A 14,875-nucleotide genomic window follows, 5' to 3' on the forward strand; every position below is an offset into this window, starting at 1 on the left:
GCGTCCCCCGTTTTGCGAGCAGAAAGCAGATGACACTATCTTTCGCCCTTCTTGGCGCCGGCCGCATCGGCAAGGTCCATGCGCGTGCCGTCGCCTCCAACCACAAGGCGCGGCTCGTCGCCGTCGCCGACGCCTTTGCCGACGTCGCCCAGGAGCTCGCCGCGATCTACGGTGCGACGGTGAAAAGCATCGACGAGATCGAGCGGGCGGACGATGTCGATGCCGTCATCATATGCACGCCGACCGACACGCATGCCGACCTCATCGAGCGGTTCGCGCGCGCCGGCAAGGCCGTGTTCTGCGAAAAGCCGGTCGATCTCGACATCGGCCGCGTGGAGCAGTGCCTGTCCGTGGTGGAGCAGACCGGCGCCACGCTGATGGTCGGTTTCAACCGGCGCTTCGACCCGCATTTCAGGGCCGTTCGGCAGGCAATCGACGATGGCGCGGTCGGCACGGTGGAAATGGTGACAATCATCTCTCGCGACCCCGGCCTGCCGCCGCTGGACTACATCCCGCGTTCCGGCGGCATCTTCCGCGATATGACGATCCACGATTTCGACATGGCGCGCTTCCTGCTGGGCGAGGAGCCGGTGACGGTGAGCGCCAGCGCCTCCGTGCTGGTTGACGAAAGGGTGGGCGAACTCGGTGACTACGACAGCGTCAGCGTGATCCTCACGACGGAGTCGGGCCGCCAGTGCACGATCTCCAATTCGCGCCGCGCGACATACGGCTACGACCAGCGCATCGAGGTGCTCGGCTCGAAGGGCATGGTGGCGGCCGAAAACCAGCGTCCGGTGTCCATCGAAGTCGCAAATGCCGCGGGTTATACGCGCCCGCCGCTGCACGATTTCTTCATGACCCGATACACCGAGGCCTACGCCAACGAGATCGCGGCCTTCATTGCGGCCGTCACCGAAGGCGAGGCGCCTTCGCCGAGCGGAGCGGACGGGCTTGCGGCGCTGCGGCTCGCGGACGCGGCGCTGACCTCGGCCATGGAAGGCCGCGTGGTCCGGCTGTAGCCGTGTGGTCCCGCCGGTCTATGCGGCGGGGTGGGCGACGTCGATCCAGCGCCGTTCGGCATGCGAGCGGGCCATTGCATGCACGGTCCGCTCGATCTCCAGCCCGGCGTCGAAATCGATGATGCGGGCATCCGCGCCGGAAAGGCACGTGATCAACTCGTGGCATTCGATGGTCTTGAGGTCGTTGAACCCCAGCCCATGGCCCGGCGCGGGAATGAACTGGCCGTAGGGTTCGTGCGCGTGCGCGCTGAGAATGGTGCGGAAGCCCTGTTCGCCGGCGGGATCGGCGGTGAGATAGAGCTGCACCTCGTTGAAGCGCTCCTGATCGAACAGGATGGTGCCCTTCGAGCCGAAGATCTGGATCGCGATGCGGCCCTTGCGGCCCCATGCCGAACGGCTGACCTGCAAGGTGGCCGGGATGCCGCTTTCGAGCTGCATCAGCGCGGAGGCGATGTCGTGGGTTTCGACGTCTCGCCGCCCGCCGCCATGCATCGGCCGGTCGGGATAGGGCATCGACATATCGCAGACCACGCGCGCGACGCGGCCGAACAGTACCGAAACGATGGAGAGCGGATGCACCGCGAAATCGTCGAGCGCGCCGTAGCCGGACTTGGCTTCATGTTTCCAGAAGAACATGGCCTCCGGGTCGGCCATGAAGTCCTCGTCCATCTCGATGCGCAACTGTGCGATCGTGCCGATGGCGCCGTCGGCGAGAAGGCGATTTATGTGCCGCATCGCGGGGCTCTGGATATAGTTGTAGCCAAGCACCGCAACCTTGCCGCTCGCCCGTGCCGCCCGCGCCATGCGCTCGGCATCAGCGAAGGCGGGCGCCATCGGTTTCTCGCACCAGACATGCTTGCCGGCTTCGAGGGCCGCGATTACCATTTCGGGATGGAATTCATTGGGTGCGGCAATCGACACGACATCGACCTGTGGATCGGCGACGACGGTGCGCCAGTCGTCAGTCGACCGGGCAAATCCGAACTCGTCGGAGCGTCGCCGTGCCAGATCGGCATCGACCTCGGCGAGATGGGCAAGGGTGATTGCCGGCATGTCGGGGAAGACGGTGCCGACCGCCTTCCAGGCGAGCGTGTGGCATTTGCCCATGAAACCGGTGCCGATCAGGCCCACGCCGATATTCGCAACCATGCTCTCTCCCATCGCTTGGCAAGCCAATGCGAATGATTTAGTCTATTTCCATCAAAAATGGAACGTTTAGTTCATCTGCGCCAGCGTGGCGCTTTATCTGCCTGTGAGGCCGGGAGACGACACTGGGATGAATGACCGATCGCCGGCCGGCGAGGCTGCCTATCCAAGAGATTATGAAACGCTGCGGGAAACGATCCTGGAGCAGCGTAGCGTCTTACCGAAGCGCATTGCGCAGGTGGCTGCCTATGCGCTGGACAACCCCGACGAGATCGCCTTCGGCACGACTGCCAGCATCGCGGCCTCGGCCGGCGTGCAGCCCTCGACGCTGATCCGCTTCGCACAGCAGCTCGGCTTCGACGGGTTCACAAGCCTGCAGTCGGTGTTTCGTGAACGTCTGCGCGAGCGCAACACGACCTATGAGGAGCGGCTGGCCGCACTGCGGGACGAGGCGCAGAACGGCACGACCAACCGGGCGATGCTCGACGGGTTCCTCGCCGCATCGGTCCGCTCGCTGGACCTGATGGCGCGCAGCGTGGACGAGGCCACGCTCGACAGGGCGGTTGGCATCCTCGCACGGGCGGAGACGCTCTACATCCTCGCCAAAAGGCGGTCGTTTCCGGTCGCCAGCTATCTCGGCTATGCGCTCGGAAAGCTGCATGTGCGCAGCCAAATCATCGAATCGGCCTCCGGGCTCCAACCGGAGATGATCGGCTTCGCCACGCCGCGCGATGCGGTGATCGCGGTGAGTTTCTCGCCTTATGCGCCAGCCACGATCGACGAGGTGCGGGTGCTCCACGAGCGCGGGGTGCCAATTGTCGCCATCACCGACAGCGCCTTTTCGCCGCTGGCGCAGTTCGCTGCGGTCTGGTTCGAGGTTGCCGAATCGGATTTTTCGGGCTTCCGCTCGCTCGGCGCGACCATGGCGCTGGCGATGACGCTTGCGGTCGGTTGCGCGGAGGAACGGCGCCGTCTCGCCGGCTAGGAAACGGCATAGCCACAAAAGGAATGTCTATTCCATATTGACGTTACATTGGAATTGATATTTCGTATTGAGGATGCCGGCGGCTAGAGGCCGGCATTTCGGCCTTGCGAAAAGCTGGAGGACAACATGGCCGCCTCGGCAGGCGAACGCACCGCTGAACTCGACGTCATCACCATCGGGCGCGCCTCTGTCGACCTTTATGGTCAGCAGATCGGCGCGCGGCTGGAGGATGCGGCGTCTTTCGCCAAGTCGGTCGGCGGCTGCCCCGCCAACATCGCGATCGGCACGGCGCGGCTGGGCCTGCGCTCGGCGCTGCTGACGCGCGTCGGCGACGAGCAGTTCGGCCGTTTCATCCGGGAGCAGCTCGGACGCGAAGGTGTGAGCACGGACGGCATCGTCGCCGACCCGGAGCGGCTGACGGCGCTGGCGATCCTCTCGGTGCAGGACGACAGGTCGTTTCCGCTGCTTTTCTATCGCGAGAACTGCGCCGACATGGCGCTTGGCGAAGATGACGTCGCTGCCGATTTCATCGGCCGGGCGCGCGCCGTCGTCGTCACCGGCACGCATTTTTCGCGGCCGGGAACCGAGGCCGCTCAACGCAAGGCGATGCGGCTGATGCGCGAGGCCGGCGGCAAGGTCGTGCTCGACATCGACTACCGGCCGAACCTGTGGGGGCTTGCGGGCCATGCGGACGGAGACAACCGCTACATCGCCTCGGCCGCCGTTTCGGCAAAGATGAAATCGGTACTTGCCGAATGCGACCTGATCGTCGGCACGGAGGAGGAAGTGCTGGTCGCTTCGGGCGAGAGCGAACTGCCGGCAGCGCTGAAGACGATCCGTGTGCATTCGCAGGCCGTGATCGTGCTGAAGCGTGGCCCGATGGGCTGCATCGTCTATGACGGCGCGATCCCCGACGATCTGGAGCGGGGCATCGTCGGGCGCGGCTTCCCGATCGAGGTCTATAACGTGCTTGGTGCCGGCGACGCCTTCATGTCGGGTTTCCTGCGCGGCTGGCTGCGCGGCGAGCCGCTGGAGACGGCGGCGACATGGGCCAACGCATGCGGCGCCTTTGCCGTGTCGCGACTGCTCTGCGCGCCGGAGATCCCGACCTTCGAGGAGCTGCAGTTCTTCCTGAAGCATGGCTCGCGGCATCGCGCGCTTCGCAAGGACGAGGCGATAAACCATATCCACTGGGCGACGACGCGGCGCACCGGAATCGCCTCGATCATGGCCTTCGCAGTCGACCACCGCGCGCAGTTCGAGGAGATCGCTGCGCGCCATGGGCAGGACGCGGCGCGCATCGGCGTATTCAAGACGCTGGCCGTGAGGGCGGCGGCGAAGGTTGCCGGCGGCAGGCCGGGTTACGGCATGCTGATCGACGAACGGTTCGGGCGCGAGGCGCTGTTCGAGTTCGCGCGGCACGACTTTTCGTGGCTCGGCCGGCCGGTCGAGGTGCCGGGCTCGCGCCCGCTGCGCTTCGAGTTCAGTCAGGATATCGGCTCGCAGCTCGTGGAATGGCCAGTCGACCACTGCATCAAGTGCCTGTGCTTCTACCGGCCCGACGATCCGCCGGCGCTCAAGGCGGAGCAGCAGGAGAAGCTGCGGGCGCTGTTCGATGCCGCGCGCAAGGTCGGGCGCGAACTGCTGATCGAGATCATCTGCGGCAAGCACGGGCCGCTCGCCGACGACACGGTGGCGACCGCGCTGGAGGAGCTCTACGCGCTCGGCATCAAGCCCGACTGGTGGAAGCTCGAACCGCAGGCCTCGCCTGCGGCGTGGAATGCCATCGCATCGGTGATCGAACGCAACGACCCTTGGTGCAGGGGCGTCATGCTGCTCGGGCTGGAGGCGCCGCAGGCCGAACTCGAGGCGGCATTCGCGGCAACCGCCGATGCGCAGGTAGTGAAGGGTTTCGCCGTCGGCAGGACACTGTTCATGAGCGCGGCCGAGAGCTGGTTTGCCGGCGAAATTTCCGATGAAGCCGCGATAACCGAGATGGCGGAGCGCTTCGACAGCCTGACACGGGCCTGGCAATCGGCAAGAGCGGACAGGGCGGCGTGACCATAGAGGGAGGAAGGACATGACGAGGACCGTGCGCCTGACGATGGCGCAGGCGCTGACGCGCTTCATGGCCCGCCAGATGACCGAGATCGACGGCGCGCGCGTGCCGGTTTTTGCAGGCGTATGGGCGATCTTCGGTCATGGGAATGTCGCGGGGCTCGGCGAAGCGCTCTATCAGGTGCGTGAGACCCTGCCGACCTATCGCGCCCATAATGAGCAGGCGATGGCGCATGCGGCGATCGCCTATGCGAAGGCGAGTTTCCGCCGCCGCATGATGGCGGCAACGACGTCGATCGGCCCGGGCGCAACCAATCTGGTGACGGCGGCAGCCCTTGCGCATGTGAACAGGCTTCCGGTGCTGCTGCTGCCCGGCGACGTGTTCGCCAGCCGCATCCCCGATCCCGTTTTGCAACAGGTGGAAAGCTTTGCCGACGCGACCGTCTCGGCCAACGACTGCTTCCGGCCGGTCTCGCGCTATTTCGACCGCATCGCGCGGCCGGAGCAGATCGTGCCGGCGATGGCGCGGGCCATGCAGGTGCTGACCGACCCGGCCGACTGCGGGCCGGTGACGCTGGCGCTTTGTCAGGACGTGCAGGCGGAAGCCTACGACTATCCCGAAAGCTTCTTCGACGAGCGGCTGTGGCTGCCGCGCCGTCTGCGTCCGGATCGGGGCGAACTCGAAGGGGCTGTCGCAGCGATCAGGGCGGCGAAAAAGCCGCTCATCATCGCCGGCGGCGGCGTTCTCTATTCGGGTGCTGCCGATGCGCTGGCAGCGCTGGCGGAAGCGGGCGGCATTCCCGTCTGCGAAACGCAGGGCGGCAAATCCTCGCTGCCGGACAGTCATCCGCTCAACATGGGCGCGGTCGGCGTCACCGGCACCGAAGCCGCCAACAGGCTGGCGCGCGAGGCCGACCTCGTGATCGCGGTCGGAACCCGCCTGCAGGATTTCACCACCGGATCCTGGTCGCTGTTTGCCGATCCAGACAAGCGCATCGTCGGCCTCAATGTCCAGCCGTTCGATGCCGGCAAGCATCGCGCGCTGACGCTGGTGGCCGATGCGCGCGAGGGGCTGACGGAGTTGTCGGATGCACTCGCCGGCTGGGCCGCGCCCGCCGCCTGGACGACGGGCGCGGAGGCAGGCAAGGCCGCATGGCAGGAGGCCGCTGAGCGGGTCACGGCCGCCACCAACGCGGCGCTGCCGAGCGATGCGCAGGTGATCGGCGCGGTGCAGCGAGCGATCGGCAATGACGCGATCGTGCTGCACGCGGCAGGCGGCTTGCCGGGCGAACTGCATAAACTCTGGCAGGCCGGCGGGCCGGGTTCATATCATGCCGAATACGGCTTCTCGGCCATGGGCTACGAGATCGCAGGCGGCCTGGGCGCCAAGATGGCGCGGCCGGACAAGGAGGTGGTCGTCCTGGTCGGCGACGGGTCTTATCTGATGCTCAATTCCGAGATCGCTACATCGGTGATGCTCGGGCTCAAGCTGACGATCGTGCTACTCGACAATCGTGGCTTCGGCTGCATCAACCGGCTCCAGGTTGCCACGGGCGGTGCGAGCTTCAACAATCTGCTCAAGGATGCGCAGCACGAGGTACTGCCGGAGATCGACTTCGTCGCCCACGCGGCGAGCCTCGGCGCGCATGCGGTCAAGGCGGCCTCCATCGCAGAACTGGAGGCGGCGCTGCAGGCGGCGCGTGAATCCGACCGTACCAGCGTTGTTGTCATCGACACCGATCCGCTTGCCAGCACCGAGGAGGGCGGCCACTGGTGGGACGTGGCGGTGCCCGAAGTCAGCCAGCGCGAGGACGTGCGCAACGCCCGCGCATCCTATGAGGACGCTCGGGAAAAGCAGCGCATCGGCGACTGACGGATCCGAGACAAGGCAACTGGAGATACGACCAACATGATCCGCATCGGCGCCAACCCCATCGGCTGGTCCAACGACGACATGATCGAGATCGGCGGAGATATTCCGCTGGAGCGCTGCCTTGCCGAGGCGCAGGCGGCAGGCTTCGTCGGCATGGAACTTGGCAACAAGTTTCCGCGACGCTCGGCCGAGCGTGGCCTGTTCTCGAACGCTTCGGCCATGCGCTGGTGAGCGGCTGGTGGTCGACCGAGCTGCTGGTTCGGGATGTCGACGCCGAACTCGCGGCAGCGCAGGCTCATGCGACCCTGCTTTCCGAGATGGGTTGCAGCGTCTTCATCGCCGCCGAGACGTCCAATGCAATCCACAGCAACCGCGCCGTGCCTTTATCGGCGCGCCCGGTGCTTGCAAAGGACGACTGGGCGCGGTTCGGGGAACGCTACACAGCACTTGCCGCGGCGCTGAGGGCTGAATACGGGCTGCAACTCGTCTATCATCACCACATGGGAACCTGCGTGCAGACCGAGGCCGAGATCGACCGCTTCATGGCGGTAACGGGCGATGGCGTGCAGCTCCTGCTGGATACCGGCCACGCCACATGGGGCGGCGCGGACCCTGCGCGGCTCGCGCGCCACTATCGGGACCGCATCGGCCACGTTCATTGCAAGGATGTGCGCGAGGATGTGATGTGGCGCGCCAATCGCGAGGACTGGTCGTTCCTCGATTCGGTGCTGGAAGGCGTCTACACCGTGCCGGGCGACGGCATGATCGACTATGTGCGCGTCCTGAAGGAGCTGCCGGGCTATTCCGGCTGGGTGGTCGTGGAGGCGGAGCAGGACCCGGAAAAGGCCGAACCCGCCGCCTATGCGCGGCTCGGCCACGCAAACCTGACGCGGTTTCTTTCCGAAGCGGGGCTTTCATGAACGGCAACGATTTCTTCCGCCCGCTCTGGCTGCGCGTCGGCATCGTGCTCGCCTGTTTCGGCTGGGCGGTGCTGGAACTGGTGAACGGACAGACCGGCTGGGCGATGCTGGCGGGGGCGGTGGGGGCCTATGGCGTGTGGAGCTTCCTCATCGCCTACGAGCCGCCAAGCAAGGAGTAGAACCATGCCGCGACTGCATGTGAAACCGCAGGGACGCTCGGGCAGGGTGATCGCCGTCACCCCGGAGAACGCCGGCTGGCAGCATGTCGGTTTCGAACTCTACCGGCTGGCACCGGGCGAAACGGCGGAAGCCGAGACCGGGGGCGGGAGGCGTGCCTCGTCTTCATCTCGGGCAAGGGCGAGACCGTGGCGGGTGGCGAGCAGCTTGGCGTGCTCGGCGCGCGCATGTCGCCCTTCGAAGGCAAGCCGTGGTCGGTCTATGTGCCGCAAGGAAAGCACTGGTCGGTTACTGCAGAAAGCGATGTGGTGCTTGCAGTCTGCACCGCGCCGGGTCTCGGCGGCGGGCTGCCTGTGCGGGTCATCGCGCCGGACGCGCTGGGCCAGGAGGTGCGCGGCAAGGGCACCAATACGCGTTACGTCACCAATATCCTGCCCGAAGGCGAGCCAGCGGATTCCCTGCTCGTGGTCGAGGTCATCACGCCCGGCGGCCATACGTCGAGCTATCCGCCGCACAAGCACGACCGCGATGACCTGCCGCGCGAGTCGCTGCTGGAAGAAACCTATTACCATCGACTCAACCCGCCTCAGGGCTTCGCCTTCCAGCGGGTCTATACCGATGCCGACGAGACCGGCCGGCGCGAACTCGACGAGACGATGGCGGTCGAAGACGGCGACGTTGTGCTGGTGCCCAAGGGATACCACCCCTGCGCGGCCTGCCACGGCTACGACCTCTATTATCTCAATGTGATGGCTGGCCCGAAGCGCACGTGGAAATTTCACAACGCGCCGGAACATGAGTGGCTTCTGGGTTAGGGAATTCCGGCCAGCGGGAAGAACCCCTCCCGTTTCCGGGAGAGGGCAGGATGCGGATCAGTTCCGGCCGGCGAGCAGCGGTTCCGTCATGGCGCGGCTGTAGGCATGTGCCGTCTGGTAGTAGGCGTCGTAGCTTTCAAGGACCCGCGCGACATCCTCGCTCTGGCCCCGCAGCCCTTCGCGAACCTCGTCCCAGGCGCCGCGCATCGCGTCGATCACGTCCTTGGGAAAATCGAGGAACTCGACGCCCTCATCCTTCAGCGCCTTGAACGACTGAGCGTTGAAATAGTCGAACTGCGCGTGCATCTCGAGCGCGGCTGCGTGGGCGGCGTGCTGGCAGATGGTTTGCAGGTCGGCGGGCAGTTCGGCCCAGGCGTCCTGGTTGAAGACGACCGCGACGGCAGCGCCGGGCTCGGCATAGGCCGGCATGTAGCAGATGTTGGTGATGCGCTGCAGGCCGAAGGCCTGGTCGAGCATCGGGCCAACCCATTCGGCCGCGTCGATGGCGCCGGACTGCAGTGCCTGGAAGATTTCCGTCGGCGGCAGCAGCACGGCGTTGACGCCAAGCTTGCGAAGCATCTCGCCGCCGAGGCCGGCAATGCGCATGTTGAGGCCCTGCAGGTCGGCCACGCCTTCGATGCGTTTCTTGAACCAGCCGCCGGACTGCGTGTTGGAATTGCCGGAATAGAACGGCTTGAGGTTGCGCTGGGCGTAGATGTCGTCCCAAATTTCCTGACCGCCGCCCCATTTCAGCCATGCGACATGCTCGGTCGAAGTGAGGCCGAAAGGAACGCCAGTATACCAGTGCAGCGCGGGATTCTTGCCCGCCGCGTAATAGGTCGGGCCGTGGCCCACGGGCACGTTGCCCTGCTGGACCGCATCCTCCACGCCGAAGGGCGGGACCAGCTCGCCGGCGCCGTAGACCTCGAGCTGGATGCGGCCGTCGGACATGGTGGCGACCATCTCGGCGAAACGGGTGACGTTGGTGCCGACGCCCGGGGCGGCCTTGGGGAAGGCGGACGCGATGTTCCACTGCACACGGCCCTGCGCGATGGCGGGCGCTGCCAGGCTGGTTGCTGCGGCAAGACCGGCACCGCCGGCAAGAAAAGTCCTGCGTTTCATGGTTCCTCCCAAGGTTGATGGCAGCCCTAGCCGAAGATCAGCGAAGGCAGCCATGTCGCAAGTTCCGGTATTGCCACGAGAGTGGCAAGCGCAGCAAGCTGGAGCACCACGAATGGCGCTACGCCGCGATAGATGTCGCCGGTGGTGATCGAGCGGGGAGCCACCGAACGGAAATAGAAAAGCGCGAAGCCGAAAGGCGGCGTCAGGAATGATGTCTGCAGGTTCATCGCCAGCAGGACGCCGAACCAGACCGGCGAGATGTCGGTACCGAGGATCGCAGGCCCCATCAGCGGCACGACGATGTAGATGATCTCGACCGCTTCAAGGATGAAACCCAGCAGGAAGACCACCAGCATGATGACCAGCAGCGCGCCCATCTGGTCGCCCGGCAGGCTGCGCATCAGTTCCATGACCAGACGGTCGCCGCCGAAGCCGCGGAAGACGAGCGCGAGCAGCGAGGCGGCAATCACGATGCCGAACACCATGCCGGAAATCTTCATGGTTTCGCTAAGCGAAGGCTGCAGCAGGCCGCTGCGCCAGAGCTTAAGCGCGGCGGCAAGCGTGCCGACCGCGATCAGCGCCACGGCGACGATTGCGAACAGGCCCGCGGCGCTGTCGGTTGCGGTCCTGCCGATACCTGCCGCCCGCAGTGCAACGAGGGCGAAGGCAGCGAGCCCCGCAGCCGCGAGCAAGGTCCGGACGCCCCGGTTTTCGGTTGTGGCGAAGGCAGCCATGAGCAGTGCGCCAACGGCGCCGAGCCCGGCGGCCTCGGTCGCCGTCGCGACACCGGCAAGGATCGAGCCGAGCACGGAGAGGATCAGCAGCATGGGCGGCAGGAAGGTGAAGATTACCTCGCGCGGATGGACACGCGGCGGCGATGGCGGCTTGGCTGCCTGACGCGCGGGGCGCATCACCACGGTCAGGTAAAGCGCGTAGAGCGCGACGAGGATCAGGCCGGGGATCAATGCACCGGCGAAGAGATCGGCGACGGAGACGGGCAGCGGCGCAAAATTGCCGGCCTGCTGCTGCGCCTCCAGATAGGTGTTGCCGATCTGGTCGCCGAGCAGCACGAGGATGATGGATGGCGGAATGATCTGTCCCAGCGTGCCGGAAGCGCAGATCAGGCCGCTGGCGCGGCGCGGCGGCACGCCCGCTTCCAGCATCGGCTTGAGGCTGACGAGCACCAGCATCACGATTGTGGCGCCGATAATGCCGGTGGCGGCGGCGATCATCGCCGAAAACAGCAGAACCGAGAGGCCCATGCCGCGCGCGCTGCCGCCCATCATGCGCGCCAGAACGGTCAGCATGTTCTCCGCCAGCCGCGCCCGCTCCAGCAGCACGCCCATCAGCACGAACAGCGGCACCGCCATAAGCAGGCTGTTGGACATGATGCCCCAGACACGGGCAGGGAAGAACTTCAGGAAGGAAAGGTCGAAGACGCCGAAGAGGCTCGCGATCGCTGCGGTCACCAAAGGTGCACCTGCGATGGCGAGCATGGCCGGGATGCCGCTGAGGATGCCTGCGAACAGGCCGAGGAGAAGCAGCAGCAGGAAGAATTCCTGCGCGATCACGATGAGGCCCCCGCGCCGGGCTCGCCGCGAAGCACGGCGGCTATGCCCTGGACGATGGTAAGGCCAGCGGCGATCGGCAGCGTCGTCTTGACCAGATAGAGGCCCGGCAGCCCGCCGGTCTCGATCGACGCCTCGCGAATCTGCCACGCGTAGCGCAGCTCCGGCCAGTAGGCCCAGATCAGCAGGCCGAAGGCCGGGATCAGGAACAGGACCAGCGCGACGGCATCGGCGACCCTCAGATAGGACGGGCCCATGCGCTCCGAGATCACCTCGACGCGCACATGGCCGCCCTGGGCGAGGCAGACAGGAACCGAAAGCGCAAGCAGGATCGCGAAGGCATAATTGGCGAAGTCCTGGAGGCCGATATAGCCAACCCCGAAGCCGTAGCGCAGCACGACGATCGTCAGCACCGCCGCCACCAGCATCAACACCGCGACCATACAGGCGGCACGCGTGATGCGGTCGAGTAGAGCTGCAATATTCAGGAAAAGCCCGCGCATGGCCCTGTTTGCTCTATCCGACGCAAGATCACAAGCGCTGCGGCAAGCCTTCGCGATGGGCCAGCGGGAAGCATGGCCACTCGGTTACCTGACCCGATTGATCGCATGGGCTGCCTCCGACGCGAGCGGTGCGAACCGTTCGGCGAAGGCGCTGGGGGTCCATTCACTGAGCGAGCCCGCGATATGGATGGCGCCGAGCGGTCTTCCGTTTGGGCCAAGCACGGCGACACCGAGTGCCACCTCACCGACCAGCACCTCCTCGACCGTCAGCGCATAGCCGAGCTGGCGGGCTTCTGCGATTTTCTCGCGGACTTCCTGCGGATCGGTAATCGTCTTGTCGGTAAACGGGCGCCGGTCGGACCGCGCGATGATGTCCTCGACTTCCACGTCCGGAAGACGTGACATGACGGCCCGTCCGCCGGATGTACACAGCGTCGGCACGGAATGGCCGACCAGGGTGGCGAAGAACGTCTCGCGCTTGCTCTGCATGCGCACCGCGTAGACCATGCGCAGATCGTCGAACAGGCTGAAGTCGACGCGCTCGCGGGCGTTTCTGCGCAGATCCAACAATACCGGCGTTGCGCGTTCGATGAGCGAATTGAGCCGCAGATAGTCGTGACTGTGGTCGAGTAGCCTGATGCCCGGGATATAGCCGCGCCCGTCCTCGTCACGCTCGATGTAGCCGAGTGTCTGAAGCGTATGCACCACGCGCTGGGCCGCGCTGCGGCCGACGCCGCTCGCCTCCGCGATCGCCGTCAGGCTCAGCGGCCTCTGCGTGCGATGAAAAGCGGAAAGCACCTGCATCGCGCGTGCCACCGCCTGCACGAAGAGCGGGTCTTCGCGCACGCCGTCGTCGGGGTCGCGAATTCCGTTCTCGCCGCTGACTATGTTGCGTAGCATTCCATTCCCCGCTTGCCTGTTGACGAACTGTTTGACCCTCACTACCGTTGAGTAGCGATATAACTGTATCGCCTGTCGATACAAGCTATTCTCGCACTGGGTCAATCGGGACAAGATGGTAGGTTGGATGAGCAAACGTGTTGCCATCGGCGGCTTCCTCCACGAGACGAACACGTTTGCGCCGACACTGGCCCGCTACGATAATTTCGAACAGGGCGGTGGCTATCTCCCGCTGAGCCGTGGCGACGAGATCCTAACCCGCTGCGGTGGCGTCAATCTCGGCATCAGCGGCTTCGTCGACTACGCGAAGGAGGCGGGCTGGGAGCTGGTGCCCCTGCTGTGGACCGGCGCGATCCCGTCGGCGCATGTCGAGAAGCAGGCATATGAAGCCATAGCGGACGAACTGGTCGAACGGCTGCGCGCGGCTGGCCCGCTCGACGGACTTTTGCTCGACCTGCATGGTGCGATGGTCGCCGAGCATGTCGACGACGGAGAGGGCGAACTGCTGGCGAGGCTGCGCGCGGTTGCAGGGCCGAACCTGCCGATCGCGGCGAGCCTCGACCTGCACGGCAACGTCACCCGTCAGATGGTGGACCTTGCCGACGTGCTGGTCGCCTTTCGCACCTACCCGCATGTCGACATGGCCGAGACCGGCTATCGCGCTGCCGCACAGCTTGACCGAGTGATGGCGCGGGGCAAGCCGTTCGCGAAGGCGTTCCGGCAGTTGCCTTTCCTGATCCCCATCCCGTGGCAGTGCACGATGATCGAGCCGGCAGGGTCGCTCTACGAAGATGTCCGGGCGGCGGAGGCCGGGCCAGTTTCGAGCGCATCGATCCTTACCGGGTTTCCGGCAGCCGACTTCGAGGATTGCCTGCCGAGCGTGCTCGCCTATGCCGAAACGCAGGAAGAGGCGGATGCCGCGGCCGATCGCCTGGAGCGGGCGTTTCTCGACCGTGAGACGCGGTTTGCCGGCAAGGCCTATTCGCCTGCCGAGGCGGTGCGCGAGGCGGCGCGCCTTTCCGCTGGCGCGAGACGCCCGGTGGTAATCGCCGATACGCAGGACAATCCGGGCGCCGGCGGAGACTCCAACACGACCGGCATGTTGCGCGCCCTGATCGATGCGGGTGTGGAACGCGCGGCGACGGGCCTGATGGTTGACCCCGAGGCGGCGAGGGCCGCCCATGAGGCAGGCGAGGGCGCGGAGATCACGATCGCGCTGGGCGGACATTCCAAAATCCCCGGCGACGCGCCGCTGGAGCGCACGTTCCACGTCGAGCGCATATCGGATGGCCGATTTGCGGCGACAGGGCCGTATTATGGCGGGGCGCAGATGAATCTCGGCCCGTCCGCCTGCCTTTCCATCGGCGGGGTCAGGATCGTCGTATCGACCTTCAAGGCTCAACTCGCCGACCGGGAGATGTATCGTTTTGTCGGCATCGAGCCCGAAAAACAGGCTATTCTCGTCAACAAGAGCTCGGTGCATTTTCGCGCCGATTTCGAGCCGATCGCCGAAGCAATCCTTGTGGCAACCGCGCCCGGTCCGATGGCGCTCGATCCGGCCGACCTGCCGTTTACGCGGCTGCGGCCGGGGACGCGGCTGTCGCCCGGCGGCCGCCCCTTTCAAGGTGAGGAGGCCGTTCGCCGCGCGGTATGAGGCGGCTCCGTTATACCAACCGGCAACAAGACCGGACTGAACCACAGGCAAAAATCAAACGAAGAGGGAAACAGATGACACTGATGTCTCACGACTTTTCAAGGTCGATCCTGGCCAGGGGCCGCACGATTGCCG

At 65.7% G+C, this 14,875-nt stretch carries 13 protein-coding genes and 1 pseudogene; 9 read left to right on the top strand and 5 right to left on the bottom strand.

The window, feature by feature from the left end; genetic code table 11:
* The first annotated feature begins 29 nt into the window (after positions 1-29).
* Positions 30-1,019, top strand: a complete 990-nt coding sequence (iolG, locus tag HK436_RS08645; RefSeq protein WP_173188864.1) for an inositol 2-dehydrogenase — start codon at positions 30-32, stop codon at positions 1,017-1,019.
* An 18-nt stretch (positions 1,020-1,037) separates the two neighbouring features.
* Here iolG and HK436_RS08650 read toward each other — a convergent pair whose 3' ends face one another.
* On the bottom strand, positions 1,038-2,168 hold the full coding sequence (locus HK436_RS08650; protein WP_173188866.1) for a Gfo/Idh/MocA family protein: 1,131 nt from the start codon (positions 2,166-2,168) through the stop codon (positions 1,038-1,040).
* A gap of 127 nt (positions 2,169-2,295) precedes the next feature.
* Here HK436_RS08650 and HK436_RS08655 point away from each other — a divergent pair, with 127 nt between their 5' ends.
* The 7 genes and pseudogenes from HK436_RS08655 (at position 2,296) to iolB (ending at position 8,993) form a co-directional block, all read left to right on the top strand.
* Positions 2,296-3,150 (top strand): MurR/RpiR family transcriptional regulator, encoded by an 855-nt coding sequence (locus HK436_RS08655; RefSeq protein WP_173188868.1) that lies wholly within the window; start codon positions 2,296-2,298, stop codon positions 3,148-3,150.
* 126 nt (positions 3,151-3,276) lie between these two features.
* Positions 3,277-5,211: a bifunctional 5-dehydro-2-deoxygluconokinase/5-dehydro-2-deoxyphosphogluconate aldolase gene (locus tag HK436_RS08660; RefSeq protein ID WP_173188870.1), complete on the top strand. Its 1,935-nt coding sequence runs from the start codon at positions 3,277-3,279 to the stop codon at positions 5,209-5,211.
* A gap of 19 nt (positions 5,212-5,230) precedes the next feature.
* Entirely contained in the window at positions 5,231-7,081 is a 1,851-nt protein-coding gene (iolD, locus tag HK436_RS08665; RefSeq protein WP_173188872.1) for a 3D-(3,5/4)-trihydroxycyclohexane-1,2-dione acylhydrolase (decyclizing), read from the top strand.
* A gap of 36 nt (positions 7,082-7,117) precedes the next feature.
* Positions 7,118-7,312 (top strand): hypothetical protein, encoded by a 195-nt coding sequence (locus HK436_RS32945; RefSeq protein ID WP_312860524.1) that lies wholly within the window; start codon positions 7,118-7,120, stop codon positions 7,310-7,312.
* Entirely contained in the window at positions 7,309-8,001 is a 693-nt protein-coding gene (locus tag HK436_RS08670; protein WP_312860525.1) for a TIM barrel protein, read from the top strand. Before HK436_RS32945 ends, HK436_RS08670 begins: the two co-directional genes overlap by 4 nt.
* Entirely contained in the window at positions 7,998-8,180 is a 183-nt protein-coding gene (locus HK436_RS08675; protein ID WP_173188874.1) for a DUF3329 domain-containing protein, read from the top strand. The genes HK436_RS08670 and HK436_RS08675 overlap by 4 nt, the downstream gene beginning before the upstream one ends.
* A 4-nt stretch (positions 8,181-8,184) precedes the next feature.
* Positions 8,185-8,993 (top strand): annotated as a pseudogene (gene iolB, locus HK436_RS08680) (5-deoxy-glucuronate isomerase).
* Between the two features lie 57 nt (positions 8,994-9,050).
* Here iolB and HK436_RS08685 read toward each other — a convergent pair.
* The 4 genes from HK436_RS08685 to HK436_RS08700 all read right to left on the bottom strand — a co-directional run bounded on the left by HK436_RS08685 (position 9,051) and on the right by HK436_RS08700 (position 13,086).
* Positions 9,051-10,115 (bottom strand): TRAP transporter substrate-binding protein, encoded by a 1,065-nt coding sequence (locus HK436_RS08685; RefSeq protein WP_173188876.1) that lies wholly within the window; start codon positions 10,113-10,115, stop codon positions 9,051-9,053.
* A gap of 26 nt (positions 10,116-10,141) precedes the next feature.
* Positions 10,142-11,686 (bottom strand): TRAP transporter large permease, encoded by a 1,545-nt coding sequence (locus tag HK436_RS08690; protein ID WP_173188878.1) that lies wholly within the window; start codon positions 11,684-11,686, stop codon positions 10,142-10,144.
* Positions 11,683-12,186, bottom strand: a complete 504-nt coding sequence (locus HK436_RS08695; protein ID WP_173188880.1) for a TRAP transporter small permease subunit — start codon at positions 12,184-12,186, stop codon at positions 11,683-11,685. Before HK436_RS08695 ends, HK436_RS08690 begins: the two co-directional genes overlap by 4 nt.
* Before the next feature lie 84 nt (positions 12,187-12,270).
* A complete protein-coding gene (locus HK436_RS08700; protein ID WP_173188882.1) occupies positions 12,271-13,086 on the bottom strand; it encodes an IclR family transcriptional regulator in 816 nt (271 codons plus the stop codon).
* Positions 13,087-13,213: 127 nt separating this feature from the next.
* Between HK436_RS08700 and HK436_RS08705 the strand changes: the two genes are divergently transcribed.
* Positions 13,214-14,740, top strand: coding sequence for a M81 family metallopeptidase (locus tag HK436_RS08705; protein ID WP_173188884.1), 1,527 nt, complete (start codon positions 13,214-13,216; stop codon positions 14,738-14,740).
* Positions 14,741-14,875 lie beyond the last annotated feature (135 nt).

The sequence above is a fragment of the Neoaquamicrobium sediminum genome (assembly GCF_013240295.1).
Classification (GTDB): domain Bacteria; phylum Pseudomonadota; class Alphaproteobacteria; order Rhizobiales; family Rhizobiaceae; genus Aerobium; species Aerobium sediminum.

Coding starts and splice junctions, on each gene's coding strand:
- iolG (WP_173188864.1), top strand. CDS start 30: ATGACACTATCTTTCGCCCTTCTTGGCGCCGGCCGCATCGGCAAGGTC.
- HK436_RS08650 (WP_173188866.1), bottom strand. CDS start 2,168: ATGGTTGCGAATATCGGCGTGGGCCTGATCGGCACCGGTTTCATGGGC.
- HK436_RS08655 (WP_173188868.1), top strand. CDS start 2,296: ATGAATGACCGATCGCCGGCCGGCGAGGCTGCCTATCCAAGAGATTAT.
- HK436_RS08660 (WP_173188870.1), top strand. CDS start 3,277: ATGGCCGCCTCGGCAGGCGAACGCACCGCTGAACTCGACGTCATCACC.
- iolD (WP_173188872.1), top strand. CDS start 5,231: ATGACGAGGACCGTGCGCCTGACGATGGCGCAGGCGCTGACGCGCTTC.
- HK436_RS32945 (WP_312860524.1), top strand. CDS start 7,118: ATGATCCGCATCGGCGCCAACCCCATCGGCTGGTCCAACGACGACATG.
- HK436_RS08675 (WP_173188874.1), top strand. CDS start 7,998: ATGAACGGCAACGATTTCTTCCGCCCGCTCTGGCTGCGCGTCGGCATC.
- HK436_RS08685 (WP_173188876.1), bottom strand. CDS start 10,115: ATGAAACGCAGGACTTTTCTTGCCGGCGGTGCCGGTCTTGCCGCAGCA.
- HK436_RS08695 (WP_173188880.1), bottom strand. CDS start 12,186: ATGCGCGGGCTTTTCCTGAATATTGCAGCTCTACTCGACCGCATCACG.
- HK436_RS08700 (WP_173188882.1), bottom strand. CDS start 13,086: ATGCTACGCAACATAGTCAGCGGCGAGAACGGAATTCGCGACCCCGAC.
- HK436_RS08705 (WP_173188884.1), top strand. CDS start 13,214: ATGAGCAAACGTGTTGCCATCGGCGGCTTCCTCCACGAGACGAACACG.